Genomic DNA, 22,115 nt, shown 5'->3' on the forward strand with positions numbered 1-22,115 from the left:
CGTTTTGCCGTCAGAACGCCGATTAATAAAATATGAAAATAAGTTCATTTCTTAGTTCTTTTAGGCGGGAATATCTGGCCTAGATAGGGTAAAGGGTATCTATCCAGCCGGCGCACTTCCAGACCGGCATCAGCGCCGTCTCCTACGCGCGAACCGAAAAAATCACCAGGACTGCCCCATGTCTCGCCAAGACGCGAACGCCGCTTTTGCACTCTCCTCATTCCTGCAGGGCACCAACGCCGCCTATATCGACGACCTCTACGCCCGCTACGAGCAGGACCCATCCTCGGTCGACGCCGAGTGGCAGGATTTCTTCAAGAGCCTGAAGGACGCCCCGGCCGACGTGCAGAAGAACGCCGAGGGCGCCTCGTGGGGCCGCGCCAACTGGCCGGTGACGCCGCGCGATGAGCTGACCTCGGCACTCGACGGCAACTGGGCCCAGGTCGAGAAGGCGGTCGGCACCAAGCTCGCCGCCAAGGCGCAGGCCAAGGGCGCTGAGCTGTCCGACGCCGACGTGCATCAGGCCACCCGCGATTCGGTTCGCGCGCTGATGCTGATCCGCGCCTATCGCATGCGCGGCCATTTCCACGCCAAGCTCGATCCGCTCGGCATCGAGGCGCCGCGCGATCGGGAAGAGCTCGATCCGCGCTCGTACGGCTTCACCGAGGCCGACTTCGACCGCAAGATCTTCCTCGATCACGTGCTCGGCCTCGAATACGGCACGCTGCGCGAGATCGTGCAGATCTGCGAACGCACTTACTGCCAGACGCTCGGCGTCGAATTCATGCACATCTCCAACGCCGCGCAGAAGGCGTGGATCCAGGAGCGCATCGAAGGGCCGGACAAGGAGATCAGCTTCACGCCCGAGGGACGCCGCGCGATCCTCAACAAGCTGATCGAGGCCGACGGCTTCGAGAAGTTCTGCGACACCAAGTTCACCGGCACCAAGCGCTTCGGCCTCGACGGCGGCGAATCGCTGATCCCGGCGCTGGAGCAGATCATCAAGCGCGGCGGCAATCTCGGCGTGAAGGAGATCGTGGTCGGCATGCCGCATCGCGGCCGCCTCAACGTGCTGACCCAGGTGATGGGCAAGCCGCACCGCGCGCTGTTCCATGAATTCAAGGGCGGTTCGGCCAATCCGGACTCGGTCGAAGGCTCAGGCGACGTCAAGTATCACCTCGGCGCCTCCTCGGACCGCGAGTTCGACGGCAACAACATCCATCTGTCGCTGACCGCAAACCCGTCGCATCTCGAGATCGTCGATCCCGTCGTGATGGGCAAGGTGCGCGCCAAGCAGGATCAGCACGGCGATCCGCCGGACATGCGCATCTCGGTGCTGCCGCTCCTGATGCATGGCGACGCGGCGTTCGCGGGCCAGGGCGTGGTGGCGGAGTGCTTCAGCCTGTCCGATCTGAAGGGTTATCGCACCGGCGGTTCGCTGCACTTCATCGTCAACAACCAGATCGGCTTCACCACCTATCCGCGCTACTCGCGCTCGTCGCCCTATCCGTCCGACGTCGCGAAGATGATCGATGCCCCGATCTTCCACGTGAATGGCGACGATCCGGAGGCCGTGGTGTTCGCGGCCAAGGTCGCGATCGAGTTCCGGCAGAAATTCCACAAGCCGGTCGTCATCGACATGTTCTGCTACCGCCGCCACGGCCACAACGAGGGCGACGAGCCGGCGTTCACCCAGCCGGTGATGTACAAGAAGATCGCCGCGCACCCGACCACGCTGGAGATCTATGCCAAGCGGCTGGTCGCTGACGGCGTGTTGACCGACGGTGAGGTCGAGAAGGCGAAGGCTGACTGGCGCGCGCGGCTCGATGCCGAGCTCGAAGCCGGCTCCGGCTACAAGCCGAACAAGGCCGACTGGCTCGATGGCAAATGGGCCGGGTTCAAGTCCGCCGATCAGGAAGAAGATGCCCGTCGCGGCGTCACCGGTGTCGATGTTGCCGTGCTCAAGGACATCGGCCGCAAGATCACCAAGGTGCCGGACGGCTTCCGCGCCCACCGCACCATCCAGCGCTTCCTCGACAACCGCGCCAAGGCGATCGACAGCGGGATCGGCATCGACTGGGCGACCGGCGAGGCGCTGGCGTTCTGCACCCTGCTGCAGGAAGGCCATCATGTCCGGCTGTCCGGCCAGGACTCCGAGCGCGGCACCTTCTCGCAGCGCCATTCGGTGCTGATCGACCAGGAGGACGAGAGCCGCTACACGCCGTTCAACCATCTCGGTGGTGAAGACACCGGCCATTACGAAGTCATCAACTCGCTGCTGTCGGAAGAGGCCGTGCTCGGCTTCGAATACGGCTACTCGCTGGCCGAGCCGAACGCGCTGGCGCTCTGGGAAGCGCAGTTCGGCGACTTCGCCAACGGCGCGCAGGTGGTGTTCGACCAGTTCATCTCCTCGGGCGAACGCAAATGGCTGCGCATGTCGGGCCTCGTCTGCCTGCTGCCGCACGGCTATGAAGGGCAGGGACCGGAGCATTCCTCCGCGCGCCTCGAGCGTTATCTGCAGATGTGCGCCGAAGACAACATGCAGGTGGTCAATCCGACCACCCCGGCGAACTACTTCCACGTGCTGCGGCGCCAGCTGCATCGCGAAATCCGCAAGCCGCTGATCCTGATGACGCCGAAGTCGCTGCTGCGCCACAAGCGCGCGGTGTCGCGGCTCGACGAGCTCGGCAAGAACGCCACGTTCCACCGCATCCTGTACGATGACGCGCAGATGCTGCCGGACGAGAAGATCAAGCTGGTGCCAGACGACAAGATCCGTCGTGTCGTGCTGTGCTCCGGCAAGGTCTATTACGACCTGTACGAGGAGCGCGAGAAGCGCGGCATCGACGACATCTATCTGATGCGCATCGAGCAGCTCTACCCGGTGCCGCTGAAGGCGCTGGTGCAGGAGTTCGGCCGCTTCAAGAATGCGGAGATGGTCTGGTGCCAGGAAGAGCCCCGCAACATGGGCTCCTGGCACTTCATCGAGCCCTATCTGGAATGGGTGCTGAACCAGGTCAACGCAGCCAACAAGCGTCCGCGCTACGCCGGCCGTCCGGCATCGGCGGCGACCGCCACCGGTCTGATGTCGAAACATCTCGCGCAGCTCAAGGCGCTGCTCGACGACGCACTGAACTAACGATCTTCACTGAAGCCATGCCCCGCCTTGTGCGGGGCATCCGGTATCCCGCGTCACTCAGCGAAATGGCTGTCGTCACGGAATACCGGGTCGTCCGCTTTGGCGGGTGGTGGCCGGATAATTTTTCGACCGCAAGGTTATCGAGGAAAAGACCATGACTGAAATTCGCGTTCCAACGCTCGGCGAATCCGTGACCGAGGCCACCATCGGCCGCTGGTTCAAGAAGGCCGGTGAGGCCGTCGCGGTGGACGAGCCGTTGGTGGAGCTGGAGACCGACAAGGTCACCATCGAGGTGCCCGCGCCGGTCGCCGGCACGCTCGGCGAGATCATCGCCAAGGATGGCGAAACCGTCGCCGTCGGCGCGCTGCTCGGCCAGATCAATGACGGCGCTGTTGCAGCCAAGCCGGCTGCTGCCGCGGCCGCCGCTCCGGCCAAGGCCGCCGCGCCGGCGCCCGCTGCGGCGCCTGCCGCGCCCAAGGTGCCGCCGGCAGACGCGCCGCTGGCGCCGTCGGTGCGCAAGCTGTCGGCCGAAAGCGGCGTCGACGCCTCCACCGTTCCGGGCTCCGGCAAGGACGGCCGCGTCACCAAGGGTGACATGCTCGCCGCGATCGAGAAGGCTGCCTCGGCGCCGACCCCGGTCAACCAGCCCGCCGCAGCCGTGCAGGTCCGTGCGCCGTCGCCGGCCGACGACGCCGCGCGCGAGGAGCGCGTGAAGATGACCCGGCTGCGCCAGACCATCGCGCGCCGCCTCAAGGACGTTCAGAACACCGCCGCGATGCTGACCACCTTCAACGAGGTCGACATGACCGAGGTGATGAAGCTGCGCGCGCTCTACAAGGACACGTTCGAGAAGAAGCACGGCTCGAAGCTCGGCTTCATGGGCTTCTTCACCAAGGCGGTCGTGCAGGGGCTGAAGGACATTCCGGCCGTCAACGCCGAGATCGACGGCTCCGACCTGATCTACAAGAACTACTATCACATCGGCGTTGCGGTCGGCACCGACCGCGGCCTGGTGGTGCCCGTGGTGCGCGACTGCGATCACAAGTCGATCGCCGAGATCGAGAAGGGAATCGCCGATTTCGGCCGCCGCGCCCGCGACGGCCAGCTCAAGATCGACGAGATGCAGGGCGGCACCTTCACCATCACCAATGGCGGCATCTACGGCTCGCTGATGTCGACGCCGATCCTCAACGCGCCGCAGTCCGGCATCCTCGGCATGCACAAGATCCAGGAGCGGCCGATGGTGGTCGGTGGCAAGATCGAGGTGCGGCCGATGATGTATCTGGCGCTGTCCTACGATCACCGTGTGATCGACGGCAAGGAAGCGGTCACCTTCCTGGTGCGCGTCAAGGAGAGCCTCGAGGATCCGGCCCGCCTGGTGCTGGACCTCTAAGGTCGAATCGCGCGTGACGCCCGATCGGCTCGGGCGTCGCGATCTATTGGATGTTCACGCTTGGGGATCAATGTGACGGATAAGGTTGTTGTCATCACCGGCGGCAGCCGCGGCATCGGCCGCGCTGCCGCGCTCGCCGCCGCCGCGCGCGGCTACCGCGTCGTGGTCGGTTACGCCACCAACCAGGCTGCGGCCAACGAGGTCGTCGCCGCGATCGAAGCGAAGAACGGCAAGGCGATCGCGGTGAAGTGCGACGTCGGCAGCGAGCAGGATATCCTGGCGCTGTTCAAGGCGGCCGATGGTTTCGGCACGCTCGGCGCGCTGGTCAACAATGCCGGCATCGTCGGCAAGAGCGGCGTGCGCGTCGACGAGATGTCGGCGGAGCGCATCCAGCAGATGATGGCGGTCAACGTCACCGGCAGCATCCTGTGCGCGCGCGAGGCGGTGAAGCGGATGTCGACCAAACACGGCGGCAAGGGCGGCGTCATCGTCAACCTGTCCTCGGTCGCCGCAAAGCTCGGCGCGCCCAACACCTATGTCGACTATGCCGCCTCCAAGGGCGCGATCGATTCCTTCACGGTCGGCCTCGGCTACGAGGTCGCCAATGAAGGCATCCGCGTTGCCGGCATCCGGCCCGGGTTGATCGACACCGACATCCACGCCGCGGGCGGCGAGCCCGATCGAGCCCATCGGCTGGCCCATATGGTGCCGATGAAGCGCGTCGGCACCGCGGATGAAATCGCCAACGCCATCGTCTGGCTGATCTCGGACGAGGCGTCCTATGTCACCAGCGCGATCCTCGACGTGTCGGGCGGTCGCTAGGCCACATTCAAGAGCGGGCGCCGGTCTGCCAACAAGATCGCGCCCGCGTAATTGTCACAGAACTTAGCTACAGGACCTTCCATCATGGCTTCTTACGATCTCGTCGTCATCGGCACTGGACCCGGCGGTTATGTCTGCGCGATCCGCGCGGCACAGCTCGGCATGAAGGTCGCTGTCGTCGAGAAGAACGCGACGCTGGGCGGCACCTGCCTCAATGTCGGCTGCATGCCGTCGAAGGCGCTGCTGCACGCCTCCGAGATGTTCGAGGAAGCCGGGCACTCCTTTGCCAAGATGGGCGTCAGCGTCCCGGCGCCGAAGCTCGATCTGCCGGCAATGATGAACTTCAAGCAGCAGGGCATCGACGGCAACGTCAAGGGCGTCGAGTTCCTGATGAAGAAGAACAAAATCGACGTGCTCAAGGGCACCGGCAAGATCCTCGGTGCCGGTAAGGTCGAAGTCTCCGGCGACGGCAAGTCCGAGACCGTCGAGACCAAGAACATCGTGATCGCCACCGGCTCCGACATCGCGCGGCTGAAGGGCATCGACATCGACGAGAAGCGCATCGTGTCGTCGACCGGCGCGCTGTCGCTCGAGAAGGTGCCCGGCAGCCTCTTGATCGTCGGCGCCGGCGTGATCGGGCTCGAGCTCGGCTCGGTCTGGCATCGTCTCGGTGCCAAGATCACCGTGGTGGAATTCCTCGACCGCATCCTGCCCGGCATGGACGGCGAAGTGGCGAAGCAATTCCAGCGCATCCTCGAAAAGCAGGGTTTTGCTTTCAAGCTCGGCGCCAAGGTCACTTCGGTCGATACTTCGGGCAAGACGCTGCAGGCCAAGGTCGAGCCGGCCGCCGGCGGCGCCGCGGAGACCATCGAAGCCGACGTCGTGCTGGTCTGCATCGGTCGCGTGCCGTACACCGAGGGTCTTGGGCTGAAGGAAGCCGGCGTTGCGCTCGACAATCGCGGCCGCGTCGAGATCGATTCGCACTTCTCGACCAACGTGAAGGGCATCTACGCGATCGGCGACGTCGTCGCCGGGCCGATGCTCGCGCACAAGGCGGAAGACGAGGGCGTTGCCTGCGCCGAGATCATTGCGGGCCAGGCCGGCCACGTGAACTACGACGTCATTCCAGGTGTTGTGTATACCACGCCGGAAGTGTCGTCGGTCGGCAAGACCGAGGAAGACCTCAAGCAGGCCGGTGTCGCCTATACCGTCGGCAAATTCCCGTTCACCGCGAACGGCCGCTCCAAGGTCAACCAGACCACCGATGGCTTCGTGAAGGTTCTCGCAGATGCGAAGACCGATCGGGTGCTCGGCGTGCACATTGTCGGCATCGAGGCCGGCGAAATGATCCATGAAGCCTGCGTTCTGATGGAATTCGGTGGTTCGGCCGAGGATCTGGCGCGCACCTGTCACGCCCATCCGACCCGCTCCGAGGCCATCAAGGAAGCCGCGCTTGCGGTGGGCAAGCGCGCCATCCATATGTGATCGAGCGTCCGGCGCGAGCCGGGGTGAGATCAAAGCGATGTTGCGCCGCCTGCTTCAGCCGATCTGGGTCCTGCTTGCGATCATCTTCCTGATCGAAGCCTGGCTATGGGATCACCTCGAGCCGATCGTGGCCCGGGTGGTGGCGTGGATTCCGCTCCGCGCGCTCAAGCAATGGCTCGCCGACCGGGTCGACTCGCTGTCGCCGGCGATGACGCTGATCGTCTTCGTCGTGCCGCTGATCCCGTTGTTTCCGCTCAAGCTGATCGGGCTCTGGCTGCTCGCGAACCAATACTGGTTCAGCGCGGTTTCGCTGATCCTGTTCGCAAAATTCCTCGGTGTCGGCGTTACGGCCTTCCTGTTCGACGTGACGCGATCGAAACTGCTGGAGATGCCCTGGTTCGAGGCGCTCTATAATTTCGTGATGTCGCTGCGGGCCAAGGCCACCGCGGTGGTCGAGCCCGTCAAGCGGCGCATTCGCGAGATGATCACTGGCGACGGCGAGGGTTGGACCGCGCGCACGCTGCGCCTGATCGCACGCTTCCGCAAAAGCGTGCACCAGACCAGCAAGGTTCTCTAGGCAGCACTGTCGCTTCCGGCATCCTAAGAGGATGCGAAGCTTTGTCCTCATCCACTGTTGTCGTCGCCCGGCTTGACCGGGCGACCCAGTACGCCGCGGCCTATCGGCTCAAGCACGACCGCCTCTGGAATAGTGGATCACCCGCATGCGCGGGTGATGACACTGAGCAAGCCAATTTCGTCAGCCTGCCAGGGTCAAGATGCGGGGTCCCGCCGTTTCAATGCAAAGGCAGCAGATGCGGCTGTAACAGGCCGAGCACGGTCATCAGGATGCCGGCAAGCGTCACCAAACCGGATATCCAGGCCAGCGCGGCGATGCCGGTGATGATGGTCGCGGATGCCAGCACGATGGCGATCTGGAAGGCGGCGGAGGCAAGCTCGAAGTGATGATATTTCGCGGTCGCTTCGTCGCGCTCATGCTCGGCGTGCTTGGCGCGCTCGGAGAGTTGCTCCGAACCCTCGCCGGTCTCCGGCTCCGAGCGGTAGCGCGCCGCGGTCTTCTGCCAGTCGTCGATCTGCTTCTGCAGCGCGGCCTTGGCTGCCTCGTCGGTGGTGGTGGCGAGGTTCAGTTTGCCTTGCTCGGCGGCGGTCTGCACCGCGGTGCGGCGGATGCTCTTGGCCTGGAAGAAGGCCCAGAGGTTTGACGCCTCGACATTCTTGCTGATCGATTCGGTTTGGGCACCCTTGCCGAGCGTTTCCGACAGCGCCAGGCACAGCGCGATCACGGCGATCAGGAGCGCGATCTTCCTGTTCTCGGTCGACGCATGCTCGGCATGCTCCGCGTGCTCCATACTTTCATGTGCGCTCATGATTCCCCTCCGGATGAGACCGCGCCACGATTGCCGAATGCGGCGCACAAGGCAAGTGCCGAGCGGTTTGTGGCAGCCGTATGAATGAAGATGAACGGCGGATCGGCAAGCGACGCCTGCGCCTGACGTTGAGCTGACAGCGAAGCGCTCAGCCCCGCGGGTGCGCGGAGCGATAGACTTCGAGCAGGCGCTCGCTGTCGATGCCGGTGTAGATCTGCGTGGTCGACAGCGACGCGTGGCCGAGCAATTCCTGGATCGCGCGCAAATCGCCGCCGCGGCTCAGCAGATGGGTGGCGAAGGAATGCCGGAGCGCATGCGGCGTTGCGCTGTCGGGCAGGCCGAGCGCTCCGCGCAGCCGCTCCATGGTGAGCTGGATGATGCGTGGACTGAGCGGACCGCCGCGCGCACCGACGAACATCGGCCCGGTCGGGCTGAGCTGGTGCGGGCAGATCGCGGCGTAGTCCGCGATGAGCTGCAGCACGTTGTGCAGCACCGGCACCATGCGGGTCTTGTTGCCTTTGCCGGTCACGACCAGCACGTCGCCTTCGCCCGGCTTCGGTACGTCGCGGCGCTTCAGCCCCAACGCCTCGGAGATGCGCAGGCCCGAACCATAGAGCAGCGCCATCACGGCGGCGTCGCGCATCAGGATCCAGGTCTCGCGCTCCTCGCCGGCGCGCTCGTCGGCGTCGGCAAAGCGCTTCGCGGCTTCCATGTGGATCGGTTTCGGCAGGCTCTTCGCCACCTTCGGTGCGCGGATCGCCGAGAGTGCCCCGACCTTGCCCTTGCCCTCGCGCTCCAGGAAGCGCCCGAACGAGCGCAGGCCGGCCAGCGCCCGCATCAGCGATCGGCCGCCGATCTCGTCCGCGCGGCGCATCGCCATGAAGGCGCGGACATCGCTCGCCTCGAGCGCGGAAAATGTCGCAAGCGTCACGCGCGCGCCCCAGTGCTCGGCGAGGAAGGCCAGGCATTGCCGCACGTCGCGGGCATAGGCCTCGAGCGTCTTCGGCGACAGCCGCCGCTCGGCGCGCAGATGCGACAGCCAGCGCGTCATCTCCTGCGTGACCGATGTGTCGGCGCAGTCGAGCTCAAGCGGTGGGGCGGGTTGATCGGTCCGGGCCATCTGTAAGGGCTATTGGCGCTACGAATCTCCTGATTATATCGCACTGCCTTCGTTTACCGATCGCTAAGACCGCGAGGCGGTGCTAGCCCGAAGCAAAGTTCGGATTCAAAAGCTCTGATTCAATGGATCACACGACGCGCCCCAGCCCAGCCTCCGCATCGACAGGTGTCGTCGACGTGCTGGTGCCTGTCGCGCTGAACCAGACCTATTCCTACCGCGTGCCGCGCGGCATGGAGCTTGCGCCCGGCGACGTGATCTCTGTTCCGCTCGGACCGCGCGAGGTCATAGCGGTGGTGTGGGCCGAGAATGCCAGGCCCGATCCGCGGCTGCACAACCGGCTCAAGGACGTCAGCGAGAAGCTCGATGTTCCGCCGCTGAGGGCGGAGCTGCGCCAGCTCGTCGACTGGGTTTCCACCTACACACTGTCGGCGCGCGGCATGGTGCTGCGGATGACGCTGCGGATGGGCGAGAATCTCGGCCCCGAGCGCGCCCGTCTCGGCGTCCGTCTGGTCGGCGAGCCGCCGCGGCGCCTGACGCCCGCACGGCGGCGGGTGATCGATGTGCTGTCGGACCGATTGCTGCACGGCAAGTCGGACGCGGCAAGGGAAGCCGGCGTCAGTTCGGGCGTGATCGACGGCCTGGTCGATGAGGGCACGCTGACGGTCGAGGCGATGCCGCCGCCGGCCGCGCCGCCGGTTCCGGATCCCGCTTATGCGCAGCCGGATTTCTCGCGCGAGCAACGCAGCGCGGTCGACGTGCTGCGGACGCTGGCGGCGAGCGGCAGCTTTCATGTCGCGCTGCTCGACGGCGTTACCGGCTCGGGCAAGACCGAGGTCTATTTCGAGGCGATCGCCGAGAACATCCGCCGCGGCAAGCAGACCCTGATTCTGATGCCGGAGATCGCGCTGACCGGGCAGTTCCTCGACCGCTTTGCACAGCGCTTCGGCGTGCGGCCGCTGGAATGGCATTCGGAGCTGACGCCGCGCACCCGCGCGCGCAACTGGGCGGCGATCTCCGAAGGCAAGGCGCCAGTCGTGGTCGGCGCCCGCTCGGCGCTGTTCCTGCCCTATGCCGATCTCGGCCTCATCATCGTCGATGAGGAGCACGACCAGGCCTACAAGCAGGATGACGGCGCCCATTATCACGCCCGCGACATGGCGGTGGTCCGCGCCCATATTGCAAAGATCCCGATCGTGCTGGCGTCGGCCACGCCGTCGGTCGAGAGCGAGGTCAATGCGCGCAAGGGGCGCTACCAGCGCGTGGCGCTGCCGTCGCGGTTCGGCGGCCAGCACATGCCGCATATCGAGGCGATCGACATGCGGCGCGCGCCGCCGCCGCGCGGCCGCTTCATCTCGCCGGTTCTGGCCGAGCAGATTCGCCATGCGATCGGTCGCCGCGAGCAGGCGCTATTGTTCCTCAACCGCCGCGGCTATGCACCGCTGACGCTGTGTCGCGGCTGCGGTCACCGCTTCGCCTGCACGATCTGCGACGCGTGGCTGGTCGATCATCGGTTTCGCCAGCGGCTGGTCTGCCATCACTGCGGCTTCTCGATGCCGCGCCCGAACATCTGCCCGCATTGCGCGGCCGAGGAATCGCTGGTCGCGGTCGGCCCCGGCGTCGAGCGCCTGCAGGAGGAGGCCGCGAGCATCTTTCCCGAAGCCCGCACCATGGTGCTGTCGAGCGACCTGATCACCTCGATCGAGACCATGCGCAGCGAGCTCAACGAGATCGCCGAGGGCCGCGTCGACATCATCATCGGTACCCAGCTGGTGGCGAAGGGACATAACTTCCCGCGGCTCAATCTGGTCGGCGTCATCGATGCCGATCTCGGCCTGAGCAATGGCGATCCGCGCGCCGCCGAGCGCACGTTCCAGCTCTTGAATCAGGTGGTCGGCCGCGCAGGCCGCGAGCAGGGCCGCGGCGTCGGCTATCTGCAGACCCACCAGCCGGAGCATCCGGTCATCAAGGCGCTGATCGCCAATGACCGCGAGGCATTCTACGCCAGCGAGATCGAGATCCGCGAGCGCACCGGCTACCCGCCGTTCGGCCGGCTGGCCAGCCTGATCATCTCCGCCGGCGACCGCCCGACGGCGGAAGGCTTTGCCCGCAAGCTCGCCGCGGTGGCGCCGCTCGACGAACGGATCCAGGTGCTCGGTCCCGCCGAGGCGCCGCTGGCCGTCATCAAGGGTCGCTATCGGTTCCGCCTGCTGGTGAAGTCGCTGCGCAATGTCGATTTGTCGCAATATCTGCGCGAATGGCTCGAGGCCGGTCCCAAGACCAAGGGCAATCTGAAGCTCGAGGTCGACGTCGATCCGCAGAGCTTTCTGTAAGCGAACTCGCAAAGAAAAAGCCTGCCGTCATTCGCGACGGCAGGCCCTTTGGCGCGAGGCAGGCCTCGCAGCCGGTACGCAACGCAACGCTTACTGAAAGCGTTAGGAGACCACCTCAGCGGTGACGCGGCCGACGCCGGCACCGGTCAGGCCGATGGCGCGGGCTGCGCCGGTCGAGAGGTCGAGCACGCGGCCGCGCACGAACGGGCCACGATCGTTGATGGTGACGACGACGCTACGGCCGCCATGGGTGACGCGGAGCTTGGTGCCGAACGGCAGCGAACGGTGGGCCGCGGTCATGGCGTTCTGGTTGAAGCGCTGGCCGGAAGCGGTGCGGCTGCCCGATTCATTGCCGTAGAAGGAGGCCATCCCCGAGAACGTGTGGCCGCCGGACGGCTGGATCGATGCATTGGCGTCGCGCCAGGACGAGCCTTCGGCGCGGGCTTGGTGATGATGGTGGTGGCGATGATGATGGTGCCTGGACTTCGCGGACGCCTCGGTCACGCTGCCCCCGACCAGGATAGTTGCGGCTACAAACGCAAGCGCCGTACGCGAGCGGGTGACGTTGCCCGCCGCCTTCTTGATATTCAGCATTGATAAGACCCTCAGACAGTATTGCCGCTAACGCGACAAGTGGAACCCCCGTCCCTTCGTTGACCTAGGCCGTTTGGTTTCGCATTGAGGCACGAATTAGGCAGTAAATCCCGAATGTCTCGGGCTGAAATATCTTGTTACCGCTTTGGGGTATTCGATCGAGGTTCCGTAATCTTGCGCTTTAACCAATTTTTAACCAGAATTAGACTTGCGAATACTGAATATCGGTCTAGCGGTAAGTTTTCGGTAAGTATTCGTCAAATGAAAGCGACGGCCGGTCTGGGTTCCTTGCGCGCTCGGCCATAGGCCCATGCAAAATTCGATGGAACAAATCTGCGGGATCCGAATCGTGCGTCGCCGCGTCGATTTTTCGCGCGCGGAATTCGTCCCGATTTGCCGTCGGCTGCGATCGCCAAAAACCGCATGCGACAAGGCGGCTCTCACGATGCCGTCATGTTGCACCTGCGCGATTGCTATGTTAGCAAAGCCGCGATTTTAACGGTCCCGGCATGTCCTGTGCCGGTCGAAAATCGAAGTCCCGCTTGAATTCCAAGGGCTTGGATCGCTAGGCGCTGCTTTGGTGGCGACGGTTTTTCCCTTGCGAATTTGACAGCAAAAAAGAGCGAGCTCGTGGCTGCTGAAGATCCGTCCGTTTCGGGAGTGTCCGGTCGTTACGCAACGGCCCTGTTCGAGTTGGCGCGCGACGAGCAATCCGTCGATCAAGTCCGGGCCGACCTCGATAAATTCGAGGCGATGCTGAACGAGAGCGCCGATCTCAAGCGCCTCGTCCGCAGCCCGGTGTTCTCCGCGGACGCCCAGCTGAAGGCGCTGACCGTGGTGCTCGACAAGGCCGGTATCACCGGCACGTCGGCCAAATTCCTCAAGGTGCTCACCGCCAATCGCCGGCTGTTCGCCGTCGCTGATGTGATCCGCGCCTATCGCGCGCTGGTGGCGAAGTTCAAGGGCGAGGCGACTGCGGAAGTCACCGTCGCCGAGCAGCTCAGTGACAAGAATCTCGACGCCCTGAAGACCGCACTGAAATCAGTGACGGGCAAGGACGTCGCGCTCAACGTGAAGGTCGATCCCTCCATTATTGGTGGCCTGGTGGTCAAGCTCGGCAGCCGCATGGTGGATAGTTCGCTTCGCACCAAACTCAATTCGATCAAGAATGCGATGAAAGAGGCAGGCTGATGGACATCCGCGCCGCAGAAATTTCTGCGATCCTCAAGGACCAGATCAAGAATTTCGGCCAGGAAGCCGAGGTCACCGAAGTTGGCCAGGTGCTGTCGGTCGGTGACGGTATCGCCCGCGTCTACGGTCTCGACAACGTCCAGGCCGGTGAGATGGTCGAGTTCGAGAACGGCACGCGCGGCATGGCGCTCAACCTCGAAACCGACAACGTCGGTATCGTGATCTTCGGCGCCGACCGCGAAATCAAGGAAGGCCAGACCGTCAAGCGCACCCGCGCCATCGTGGACGCGCCGGTCGGCAAGGGCCTGCTCGGTCGCGTCGTCGACGCGCTGGGCAACCCGATCGACGGCAAGGGCCCGATCCAGGCCACCGAACGCAAGCGCGTCGACGTCAAGGCGCCCGGCATCATTCCGCGCAAGTCGGTGAACGAGCCGATGGCCACCGGCCTGAAGGCGATCGATGCGCTGATCCCGATCGGCCGCGGCCAGCGCGAGCTGATCATCGGTGACCGTCAGACCGGCAAGACCGCGATCGCGCTCGACACCATCCTGAACCAGAAGCCGCTCAACGCCCAGCCGGACGAGAGCCAGAAGCTGTACTGCGTCTACGTCGCGGTCGGTCAGAAGCGCTCCACCGTTGCGCAGTTCGTCAAGGTGCTCGAAGAGCAGGGCGCGCTGGAATACTCGATCGTCGTCGCGGCAACCGCGTCCGATCCGGCTCCGATGCAGTACATCGCGCCGTTCACCGGCTGCACGATGGGCGAATACTTCCGCGACAACGGCATGCACGCCGTGATCATCTATGACGATCTGTCCAAGCAGGCCGTCGCCTACCGCCAGATGTCGCTGCTGCTGCGCCGCCCGCCGGGCCGCGAAGCCTATCCGGGTGACGTGTTCTATCTGCACTCCCGCCTGCTCGAGCGCGCTGCCAAGCTCGGCAAGGACCATGGGTTGGGCTCGCTGACCGCGCTGCCGGTCATCGAAACCCAGGCCAACGACGTGTCGGCCTACATCCCGACCAACGTGATTTCGATCACCGACGGTCAGATCTTCCTTGAAACCGACCTGTTCTTCCAGGGCATCCGTCCCGCGGTGAACGTCGGTCTGTCGGTGTCGCGCGTCGGTTCGTCGGCGCAGACCAAGGCCACCAAGAAGGTCGCCGGCAAGATCAAGGGCGAGCTCGCGCAGTACCGCGAAATGGCGGCGTTCGCGCAGTTCGGCTCCGACCTCGACGCGTCGACGCAGCGCCTGCTCAACCGCGGTTCGCGCCTGACCGAGCTCTTGAAGCAGCCGCAGTTCTCGCCGCTGAAGATGGAAGAGCAGGTTTGCGTGATCTGGGCCGGCACCAACGGCTATCTCGATGCGCTTCCGCTCAACAAGGTGAAGGCGTTCGAGGATGGCCTGCTGTCGCTGCTGCGCGGCAAGCATGTCGACATCCTCAATGCGATCCGCGACAGCCGCGACCTGTCCGACGACAGTGCCGCCAAGCTGAAGGCGGCGGTCGACGGCTTCGCCAAGACGTTTGCATAACGAATGGGGCGTCGCCCGGCTCGCCGCCGGGCGTGACGAACGGAGGCTTGCGATCTGACCATTGTGGTCGGATCGCCGGGGTGAACGAAGAATGGCGTCACTAAAAGACATGCGGGTCCGCATCGCCTCGACCAAGGCGACGCAGAAGATCACCAAGGCCATGCAGATGGTCGCAGCCTCCAAGCTGCGCCGCGCGCAGAACGCCGCGGAAGCGGCGCGGCCCTATGCCACCAAGATGGATGCGGTGATTTCCAACATCGCCGCCGCGGCAAATGGCTCGCCCGGCGCACCGGCGCTGCTCGCCGGCACCGGCAACGACCAGGTTCACCTGCTGCTGGTCTGCACCGGTGAGCGCGGCCTGTCCGGCGCTTTCAACTCCGCCATCGTGCGCCTGGCGCGCGAGCGGGCGAACTCGCTGCTCGCGCAGGGCAAGGACGTCAAATTCTTCTGCGTCGGCCGCAAGGGCTACGAGCAGCTGCGTCGAACGTTCGAGAAGCGGATCGTCGAGCATCTCGACCTGCGTTCGGTGCGGCAGATCGGCTTCGTCAATGCCGAGGACATCGCCAACAAGGTGCTGGCGCGGTTCGAAGCCGGCGAGTTCGATGTCTGCACGCTGTTCTATTCACGCTTCCAGTCGGTGATCGCGCAGATTCCGACCGCACAGCAGATCATCCCGCTTGAGGTCGCAGCGCCCGCCGCGGGCGCGGCTCCCTCGACGTCTTATGAATATGAGCCGGAAGAGGATGAAATCCTCGGCAGCCTGTTGCCGCGCAACCTCGCAGTGCAGGTGTTCCGCGCGCTGCTGGAAAACAACGCCTCGTTCTATGGCGCGCAGATGAGCGCGATGGACAGCGCGACCCGTAATGCCGGCGAGATGATTCGCAAGCAAACCCTGATTTACAACCGAACCCGTCAGGCCCAGATCACGAAGGAGCTGATCGAAATCATCTCCGGCGCTGAGGCGGTCTAAGACAGATTTTCGAAGGAGAGCAGTCAATGGCTACAGCAGCCACCCAGATCGGTCGCGTTACCCAGGTCACGGGCGCCGTGGTCGACGTGCAGTTCGAAGGCCACCTTCCGGCGATTCTGAACGCGCTCGAGACCAAGAACGGCGGCAACCGCCTGGTGCTCGAAGTCGCCCAGCATCTCGGTGAATCGACCGTCCGTACCATCGCGATGGACATCACCGAAGGTCTGGTGCGCGGCCAGGAAGTGACCGACACCGGCGAACCGATCCGGGTGCCGGTCGGCGAAGGCACGCTCGGCCGCATCATCAACGTCATCGGCGAGCCGATCGACGAAGCCGGCCCGATCAAGTCGGAAGGCGTGCGCGCGATCCACCAGGAAGCGCCGACCTACACCGATCAGTCCACCGAAGCCGAAATTCTCGTCACCGGCATCAAGGTCGTCGACCTGCTTGCTCCGTACGCGAAGGGCGGCAAGATCGGCCTGTTCGGCGGCGCCGGCGTCGGCAAGACCGTGCTGATTCAGGAGCTGATCAACAACGTCGCGAAGGCGCACGGCGGTTACTCCGTGTTCGCCGGCGTCGGCGAGCGTACCCGCGAGGGTAACGACCTCTATCACGAGTTCATCGAATCGAAGGTCAACGCCGATCCGCACAATCCGGATCCGAGCGTGAAGTCGAAGTGCGCGCTGGTGTTCGGCCAGATGAACGAACCGCCCGGCGCCCGTGCCCGCGTCGGCCTGACCGGTCTGACCGTCGCCGAGCACTTCCGCGACCAGGGCCAGGACGTGCTGTTCTTCGTCGACAACATCTTCCGCTTCACCCAGGCGGGTTCGGAAGTGTCGGCGCTGCTCGGTCGTATTCCGAGCGCCGTGGGTTATCAGCCGACGCTCGCGACCGACATGGGCGCGCTGCAGGAGCGCATCACCACCACCCAGAAGGGTTCGATTACTTCGGTGCAGGCGATCTACGTGCCGGCCGACGACTTGACCGACCCGGCGCCCGCCACCTCGTTCGCGCACTTGGACGCCACCACGGTGCTGTCGCGCGCGATCTCGGAAAAGGGCATCTATCCGGCGGTGGACCCGCTCGACTCGACCTCGCGCATGCTGTCGGCGCTGGTGGTCGGCGAGGAGCACTACAACACCGCGCGTATGGTTCAGCAGATTCTCCAGCGCTACAAGTCGCTGCAGGACATCATCGCCATTCTCGGCATGGACGAACTGTCGGAAGAGGACAAGCTGACGGTCGCCCGCGCCCGCAAGGTCGAGAAGTTCCTGTCGCAGCCGTTCCACGTCGCCGAAATCTTCACCGGCTCGCCCGGCAAGTTCGTCGATCTCGCCGACACCGTGAAGGGCTTCCGCGATCTCTGCCAGGGCAAGTACGACCATCTGCCGGAAGCGGCGTTCTACATGGTCGGCACCATCGAAGAAGCCGTCGAGAAGGGCAAGAAGCTCGCCGCCGAGGCGGCCTAAGCTTTGGGATGTCGTCATCGCCGGATCTGATCCGGCGATCCATCGCACCAGAAGTATTTTGACTGATGGACCCGCGGGTCGAGCCCGCGGGTGACAGCGCAAAGAACGGAAAGACAATGGCCACCTTCCACTTCGATCTCGTCTCTCCCGAAAAGCTCGCCTTCTCCGGCGAGGTCGATCAGGTTGACGTCCCCGGCGTGGAGGGTGATTTCGGTGTGCTCGCCGGCCATGCGCCGGTCGTCGCCACGGTTCGCCCGGGGATCCTGACGATCACGACCGCCGGCAAGCGCGAGAAGGTGATCGTGCTCGGCGGTCTCGCCGAGGTGTCGGACAAGGGCCTCACCGTGCTCGCCGACGTCGCGACCACGATTGCCGAGCTCGACCGCGCGAAGTTCGCCGAGACCATCAAGGAGATGGAAGAGAAGCTCGCCGAGCACGAGGGCTCCGAGCTCGATCACGCGATCGAGCGGCTCGACCACTTCAAGAGCATCCAGAACGAGCTCAACACCACGGCTATGCACTAAGGCGCGGTTGCTGACCTGCGATCGCGCCATTGCGTCGAGTGAGCCGGCTCTCCTTGTGAAATCGCTCACAGTTTTCCAGTCATTGCCTGTCAGGCCTTGAACGATTCAACGCTCGCCGTACCTCGGCGGGCGTTGAATGTTTATTGCACCCGCGAGCGTCTGGCGGCATTCTGCCCGGCATATTTGGGTTCCGGGGCTGGTGCTCATGAAGCGCAAGATCGCAGCGATCTTCGCCGCCGATATTGCAGGCTATAGTCGACTGGTTGCCGAGGATGAGGAAGAGACGCTGCGGCGGCTCGCTTCCTACCGGCAGGTCACCGACGATTTCATTGCCAAGGGCGGTGGCCGCATCTTCAACACAGCAGGCGACGCGGTGCTGGCGGAATTTCCCAGCGCCGTCGAAGCCGTGCGTTGCGCGATCGACATCCAGGAGAGCCTGCGCACGCGCAACATGGCCTATCCGCCGAGCCGGCAGATGTCGTTCCGGATCGGCATCACGATCGGCGACGTGGTCGAGCGCGACGGCGATCTGCTTGGCGACGGTGTCAATATCGCAGCAAGGCTCGAGGGCCTCGCCGAGGTCGGCGGCATCTGCGTCTCGCGCGCGGTGCATGAGCAGGTCGCCAACAAGCTGTCGGTGCAATTCGCCGACATCGGCGCGCAGGAAGTGAAGAACATCCCGACCCCCGTGCACGCCTACATGGTGGCGATGCGGCGCGAGGACGGCAGCTACGCGACGCCTCAGGTCAAGAAGCCGGTCAAGGCCGCGTCTGCGGCCGCGCCAGCCTGGATGTGGCCCGCCGCCATCACGCTGGTGCTGCTGGCCGCAATCGGCGTCGGCGGATTTCTCTATTATACCGAGCTGGAAACGTCGGTGTCGAAGCCGGCGGCCGTGGCGAGCTCCACGCCGGCCGCCGCGCCGCTGGTATCGGCATCGCCGGCACCGCTGGTCGCACCGTCGCCGCCGTCTGCCAAGCCCGCGCCGACATCTACATCGGCCGCGCCGGTGTCCGAGCCATCGCAATCGATCGCACCGGGCGACAAGCTCGTCGCCGGCATCGTCCCCTTTGTCAGTGACCGCACCCGCAATCTGCTTGCGACCGAATATCTGCCCGCGGGCGATTCAAAGGCGCTTGCCCTCAACATCAACGGCTTCGTCGGCTGGAGCCTGGCGCAGCCGAGCGAGGACGCGGCGAAGACGGCCGCGCTCGACCTGTGTCAGAAGCGCGCCGACAATGCGGGCTCACCGCGCAAATGCGAGCTGTACGCCGTCGGCAATGCCGTCGTGTATGCCCATGGCCTGCCTCCAGTGCCGCCTTTGCCGTGGGTCAAGCGCGATGCGCTGGTTGAGAAGCCGTACGCGACCAAGGACGTTCCGCTGCTGCGCGAACCGGCCAGAGCAAGACTTGAAAGCCTGTTCGTGCCGGGACGCAAGACGCGCACCATCGCGCTCGGCCCGGGCGGTCACTACTTCTTCAATTCGGGCATCGATTCGCTGGAAGAATCCGCACGCCGCAACCTGCAGGCCTGCGGCGCGGTCGCGGGCGTGCCGTGCACGATCGTCGCGGTCGACGATGTCTTCGTGGTGCCGATCCCGGCCACGTTGCGGGTCACCGGTTTCTTCAAGCCGGCCAACAGCTCGGTCATTACGCCGAACGAGCGCGGCGACGTCGCGCGCAAATTCGCCGATGCCGCAGCAGGCTGGAATGCGGTTGCGGTCGGCACGCAGGGACGGCCCGGACTGGGATTGAAAGCGGAGAACGAGCAGGGTGCGGTCAACACTGCGCTCGGTGAGTGCGCCAAGCGCGACAGCGATTGCCATGTCATCGCGATCGGCCCGTTCACGGTCGGCCCGAACTAGAGCATGATCCGGAAAATGTGAAGCAGCTTACAGCAGGGATCGTGGACTAATGACAAGCTGCAACACGATGACGCGTTCGATCCGCCGCATCGCGATTTCTCCCCCGACGTAACGGATAATTTTGAAGTGCTGACTTTCTCCACCGATGCGCTCCGCCCGCAAGACCGCTTCGAGCATTGGTGCGACGTGCGCGGCAAAAGCCTGTTCGGGGTCACGATCGAGCTCGAGCGCGACAAGCGATCCGACTTCCGCGGACGTTTTTCTGCGACGCCGATTGGTGATGCGGTGCTGGCGGAAATGTCGGCGTCCTCCTATCGCGTCAGCCGGACCTCGTCCGATATCGCACGCGTCCCGAGCAGCAGCCTTCAACTCGCCTGGCAGGTGCGCGGCCCCGGTCACCTGAATATCGGTCGCGATCGCATTCAGTGGGTGGGCAACGGGGATCTGGTGTTCGGCCATTCCAATCTTCCGTTTGCGTCAACGCCCGACCGGACCGATGGCTTCCACTTCTTCAGCCTCAAGATTCCCGTCACCAACGAGCTCGTGCTTGGTGCGCGGATCGAGGACGTCCCGCCGGTGATGCTGGCGCGTGATGCGGGGCTGACCCGGCTTGTCGGCGCCATGTTCCGAGCCATGACGCAGCATCCGGCGCAAGCCGGGCAGTTCGCCGCCGAGGTCACGCATATGGTGCGCCTGGCGCTGCTCGCGCGCGGACGCGTGCGGCCGCGCCAGGATGAGATCCGGGCCGCGCTGCATGCGGGCTACCTCCACGCCGCGCGCGAGATCCTGCTGCGCGATCTGCATCGCGCCTCGCTCACGCCGGCTGCGGTCGCCACCGAGCTCGGCATTTCGCTGCGGCAATTGCATGCGCTGTTCGAGCCGACCGGACTGTCGTTCGCGCGGACGCTGACGGCAACGAGGTTGAAGGAGGCGAGGCGGCTGCTCTACGCCACGCGAGAGCGCGGCATCGACGAGATCGCGTTCTCGTGCGGCTTCGACAGCATCGCGACCTTCTATCGCGTGTTCCGCGCGACCTACGGAATGACGCCGGGCGATGCGCGGCGCAGTCCGCCGCCAGACCGGGATGACGTTTCTTCGAATCGTCATCCCGCCCTGGCGCTCTAATTTGAGCGTGCTCTCCGCGCAAACGCATTCGCGTTTGTCGCGAGGGAAAACCGCTACACACTTTTCCGGATCATGCTCCAGATCAGCCGACGAATTCCGCAAACCGGGTCGCGACCGCACGATAGACGTCGCGGCGGAACGGCACCACCAGATCGGCGACGCGGTCGAGCCGCTCCCAACGCCATTGATCGAACTCGGCAGGCTGGCCGTTGCGTGGCGTCAACGGATCGATCTCGGCGTCGCTACCGGTGAAGCGCAGCGCAAACCATTTCTGCCGCTGGCCGCGGAATCTCGCCAGCCGGTGCGAGGCCGGTCCGTCATAGGCCGGGAATTCGTAGGTCATCCAGTCGGTCTCGCCGAGATAATCGGCGCTGACCGCTCCGGTCTCTTCCCACAATTCGCGCATCACGGCCTGGCGCGGATCCTCGCCGTCGTCGATGCCGCCTTGCGGCATCTGCCATTCGAGGCCGGGCAGCACGATCTCCGGGCCGTCGTCCTTGATCCGGTGGCCGATCAGCACGCGCCCGGCCGCGTTGAACAGCGCAATACCCACATTGGGCCGATAGGGCTTATCTGATGACATCTCGATATGTGCGTCGTGGATCTATTTGGCCGCCAGAGCGGCGAATTCCTTCACGACGCGCTCATAGACCGGCCGCTTGAACGGCACAATCAGCTCCGGCAGATTCTTCATCGGCTCCCAGCGCCAGGTGATGAATTCGGCCTTGTGGCCGCCGCCGGGGTTGGCGACGTTGATCTCGTTCTCATTGCCGGTGAAGCGCAACGCGAACCATTTCTGCCGCTGGCCGCGGTAGCGGCCCTTCCAGGCGCGGCCCGCGACGGTGCGCGGAATATCATAGATCAGCCAGTCCGAGACCTCGCCGAGCTTCTCCACCGACTTGATGCTGGTCTCTTCATAGAGCTCGCGCCGTGCGGCCTGAAAGGTGTCCTCGCCGGGATCGACGCCGCCTTGCGGCATCTGCCAGACATGGGCGTCGTCGACATGCTCGATGCCACCGGCGCGGCGTCCGATGAAGACCAGCCCGGCCGTATTCAGCAGCATGATGCCGACGCAGGTTCGATAGGGCAGGTCTTCATAACGTGCCATGCTGCCGCTACCTCGCAGTTTCCGGCGCCATCAGACCCGGCCCCCCGGCATGGTCTCACGCAGCACCAAC

General features: G+C 64.7%; 19 protein-coding genes. 13 read left to right on the plus strand and 6 right to left on the minus strand.

Going from position 1 to position 22,115, the window contains the following annotated elements; genetic code table 11:
• Positions 1-178: 178 nt before the first annotated feature.
• From JQ616_RS27700 to JQ616_RS27720, 5 genes are all read left to right on the plus strand, one after another.
• Positions 179-3,139 (plus strand): 2-oxoglutarate dehydrogenase E1 component, encoded by a 2,961-nt coding sequence (locus JQ616_RS27700; RefSeq protein WP_212020026.1) that lies wholly within the window; start codon positions 179-181, stop codon positions 3,137-3,139.
• Between the two features lie 154 nt (positions 3,140-3,293).
• Positions 3,294-4,532, plus strand: a complete 1,239-nt coding sequence (gene odhB / locus JQ616_RS27705) for a 2-oxoglutarate dehydrogenase complex dihydrolipoyllysine-residue succinyltransferase (RefSeq protein WP_212020028.1) — start codon at positions 3,294-3,296, stop codon at positions 4,530-4,532.
• Between the two features lie 72 nt (positions 4,533-4,604).
• Positions 4,605-5,354, plus strand: a complete 750-nt coding sequence (locus tag JQ616_RS27710) for an SDR family oxidoreductase (protein ID WP_212020030.1) — start codon at positions 4,605-4,607, stop codon at positions 5,352-5,354.
• Positions 5,355-5,438: 84 nt separating this feature from the next.
• The gene (gene lpdA / locus JQ616_RS27715) at positions 5,439-6,839 is read left to right on the plus strand and encodes a dihydrolipoyl dehydrogenase (RefSeq protein ID WP_212020032.1); all 1,401 of its coding nucleotides are present in this window, start codon (positions 5,439-5,441) and stop codon (positions 6,837-6,839) included.
• Between the two features lie 37 nt (positions 6,840-6,876).
• Positions 6,877-7,416 carry a hypothetical protein gene (locus JQ616_RS27720; RefSeq protein ID WP_212020033.1) on the plus strand — a complete coding sequence of 180 codons (540 nt, stop codon included), beginning with the start codon at positions 6,877-6,879 and terminating at the stop codon, positions 7,414-7,416.
• 217 nt (positions 7,417-7,633) lie between these two features.
• Here the strand turns inward: JQ616_RS27720 and JQ616_RS27725 are convergent, their stop codons facing one another.
• Together JQ616_RS27725 and JQ616_RS27730 are read right to left on the minus strand one after the other, a co-directional pair.
• Entirely contained in the window at positions 7,634-8,224 is a 591-nt protein-coding gene (locus tag JQ616_RS27725) for a DUF4337 domain-containing protein (protein ID WP_212020035.1), read from the minus strand.
• 148 nt (positions 8,225-8,372) lie between these two features.
• Positions 8,373-9,344 carry a tyrosine recombinase XerC gene (locus tag JQ616_RS27730; protein ID WP_212020037.1) on the minus strand — a complete coding sequence of 324 codons (972 nt, stop codon included), beginning with the start codon at positions 9,342-9,344 and terminating at the stop codon, positions 8,373-8,375.
• A 122-nt stretch (positions 9,345-9,466) separates the two neighbouring features.
• On the opposite strand from JQ616_RS27730, the gene JQ616_RS27735 reads away from it, so the two are divergent.
• Positions 9,467-11,674: a primosomal protein N' gene (locus tag JQ616_RS27735; RefSeq protein WP_212020039.1), complete on the plus strand. Its 2,208-nt coding sequence runs from the start codon at positions 9,467-9,469 to the stop codon at positions 11,672-11,674.
• Positions 11,675-11,776: 102 nt separating this feature from the next.
• On the opposite strand, the gene JQ616_RS27740 is transcribed toward JQ616_RS27735, so the two are convergent.
• A complete protein-coding gene (locus tag JQ616_RS27740) occupies positions 11,777-12,268 on the minus strand; it encodes a septal ring lytic transglycosylase RlpA family protein (RefSeq protein WP_212020040.1) in 492 nt (163 codons plus the stop codon).
• Positions 12,269-12,898: 630 nt separating this feature from the next.
• Between JQ616_RS27740 and JQ616_RS27745 the strand changes: the two genes are divergently transcribed.
• The 6 genes from JQ616_RS27745 (at position 12,899) to JQ616_RS27770 (ending at position 19,812) form a co-directional block, all read left to right on the plus strand.
• Entirely contained in the window at positions 12,899-13,459 is a 561-nt protein-coding gene (locus JQ616_RS27745; protein ID WP_212020041.1) for a F0F1 ATP synthase subunit delta, read from the plus strand.
• Positions 13,459-14,988 carry a F0F1 ATP synthase subunit alpha gene (atpA, locus tag JQ616_RS27750; RefSeq protein WP_212020042.1) on the plus strand — a complete coding sequence of 510 codons (1,530 nt, stop codon included), beginning with the start codon at positions 13,459-13,461 and terminating at the stop codon, positions 14,986-14,988. The genes JQ616_RS27745 and atpA overlap by 1 nt, the downstream gene beginning before the upstream one ends.
• 91 nt (positions 14,989-15,079) lie before the next feature.
• Positions 15,080-15,958, plus strand: coding sequence for a F0F1 ATP synthase subunit gamma (locus JQ616_RS27755; protein ID WP_212020043.1), 879 nt, complete (start codon positions 15,080-15,082; stop codon positions 15,956-15,958).
• Positions 15,959-15,984: 26 nt separating this feature from the next.
• The gene (gene atpD / locus JQ616_RS27760; RefSeq protein ID WP_212020044.1) at positions 15,985-17,427 is read left to right on the plus strand and encodes a F0F1 ATP synthase subunit beta; all 1,443 of its coding nucleotides are present in this window, start codon (positions 15,985-15,987) and stop codon (positions 17,425-17,427) included.
• Between the two features lie 116 nt (positions 17,428-17,543).
• Positions 17,544-17,951, plus strand: coding sequence for a F0F1 ATP synthase subunit epsilon (locus tag JQ616_RS27765; protein ID WP_212020045.1), 408 nt, complete (start codon positions 17,544-17,546; stop codon positions 17,949-17,951).
• Between the two features lie 205 nt (positions 17,952-18,156).
• Positions 18,157-19,812 carry an adenylate/guanylate cyclase domain-containing protein gene (locus JQ616_RS27770; RefSeq protein WP_212020046.1) on the plus strand — a complete coding sequence of 552 codons (1,656 nt, stop codon included), beginning with the start codon at positions 18,157-18,159 and terminating at the stop codon, positions 19,810-19,812.
• A 27-nt stretch (positions 19,813-19,839) separates the two neighbouring features.
• Here JQ616_RS27770 and JQ616_RS39905 read toward each other — a convergent pair whose 3' ends face one another.
• Positions 19,840-20,271 (minus strand): hypothetical protein, encoded by a 432-nt coding sequence (locus tag JQ616_RS39905; RefSeq protein ID WP_433996007.1) that lies wholly within the window; start codon positions 20,269-20,271, stop codon positions 19,840-19,842.
• Here JQ616_RS39905 and JQ616_RS27775 point away from each other — a divergent pair.
• Positions 20,260-20,937, plus strand: coding sequence for a helix-turn-helix transcriptional regulator (locus JQ616_RS27775; protein ID WP_433996008.1), 678 nt, complete (start codon positions 20,260-20,262; stop codon positions 20,935-20,937). The two genes, JQ616_RS39905 and JQ616_RS27775, sit on opposite strands and share 12 nt — an antisense overlap.
• An 82-nt stretch (positions 20,938-21,019) precedes the next feature.
• Here JQ616_RS27775 and JQ616_RS27780 read toward each other — a convergent pair whose 3' ends face one another.
• Together JQ616_RS27780 and JQ616_RS27785 are read right to left on the minus strand one after the other, a co-directional pair.
• Positions 21,020-21,520: an RNA pyrophosphohydrolase gene (locus tag JQ616_RS27780; RefSeq protein WP_212020049.1), complete on the minus strand. Its 501-nt coding sequence runs from the start codon at positions 21,518-21,520 to the stop codon at positions 21,020-21,022.
• 21 nt (positions 21,521-21,541) lie between these two features.
• The gene (locus tag JQ616_RS27785) at positions 21,542-22,045 is read right to left on the minus strand and encodes an RNA pyrophosphohydrolase (protein ID WP_212020051.1); all 504 of its coding nucleotides are present in this window, start codon (positions 22,043-22,045) and stop codon (positions 21,542-21,544) included.
• Positions 22,046-22,115 lie beyond the last annotated feature (70 nt).

Origin of the sequence: Bradyrhizobium tropiciagri, from assembly GCF_018130545.1 — a bacterium.
In the GTDB taxonomy this organism is placed as follows: domain Bacteria; phylum Pseudomonadota; class Alphaproteobacteria; order Rhizobiales; family Xanthobacteraceae; genus Bradyrhizobium; species Bradyrhizobium tropiciagri_A.

Coding starts and splice junctions, on each gene's coding strand:
- JQ616_RS27700 (WP_212020026.1), top strand. CDS start 179: ATGTCTCGCCAAGACGCGAACGCCGCTTTTGCACTCTCCTCATTCCTG.
- odhB (WP_212020028.1), top strand. CDS start 3,294: ATGACTGAAATTCGCGTTCCAACGCTCGGCGAATCCGTGACCGAGGCC.
- lpdA (WP_212020032.1), top strand. CDS start 5,439: ATGGCTTCTTACGATCTCGTCGTCATCGGCACTGGACCCGGCGGTTAT.
- JQ616_RS27720 (WP_212020033.1), top strand. CDS start 6,877: ATGTTGCGCCGCCTGCTTCAGCCGATCTGGGTCCTGCTTGCGATCATC.
- JQ616_RS27725 (WP_212020035.1), bottom strand. CDS start 8,224: ATGAGCGCACATGAAAGTATGGAGCACGCGGAGCATGCCGAGCATGCG.
- JQ616_RS27730 (WP_212020037.1), bottom strand. CDS start 9,344: ATGGCCCGGACCGATCAACCCGCCCCACCGCTTGAGCTCGACTGCGCC.
- JQ616_RS27735 (WP_212020039.1), top strand. CDS start 9,467: ATGGATCACACGACGCGCCCCAGCCCAGCCTCCGCATCGACAGGTGTC.
- JQ616_RS27740 (WP_212020040.1), bottom strand. CDS start 12,268: ATGCTGAATATCAAGAAGGCGGCGGGCAACGTCACCCGCTCGCGTACG.
- atpA (WP_212020042.1), top strand. CDS start 13,459: ATGGACATCCGCGCCGCAGAAATTTCTGCGATCCTCAAGGACCAGATC.
- JQ616_RS27755 (WP_212020043.1), top strand. CDS start 15,080: ATGGCGTCACTAAAAGACATGCGGGTCCGCATCGCCTCGACCAAGGCG.
- atpD (WP_212020044.1), top strand. CDS start 15,985: ATGGCTACAGCAGCCACCCAGATCGGTCGCGTTACCCAGGTCACGGGC.
- JQ616_RS27765 (WP_212020045.1), top strand. CDS start 17,544: ATGGCCACCTTCCACTTCGATCTCGTCTCTCCCGAAAAGCTCGCCTTC.
- JQ616_RS27770 (WP_212020046.1), top strand. CDS start 18,157: ATGAAGCGCAAGATCGCAGCGATCTTCGCCGCCGATATTGCAGGCTAT.
- JQ616_RS39905 (WP_433996007.1), bottom strand. CDS start 20,271: ATGGCCGAACACCAGATCCCCGTTGCCCACCCACTGAATGCGATCGCG.
- JQ616_RS27780 (WP_212020049.1), bottom strand. CDS start 21,520: ATGTCATCAGATAAGCCCTATCGGCCCAATGTGGGTATTGCGCTGTTC.
- JQ616_RS27785 (WP_212020051.1), bottom strand. CDS start 22,045: ATGGCACGTTATGAAGACCTGCCCTATCGAACCTGCGTCGGCATCATG.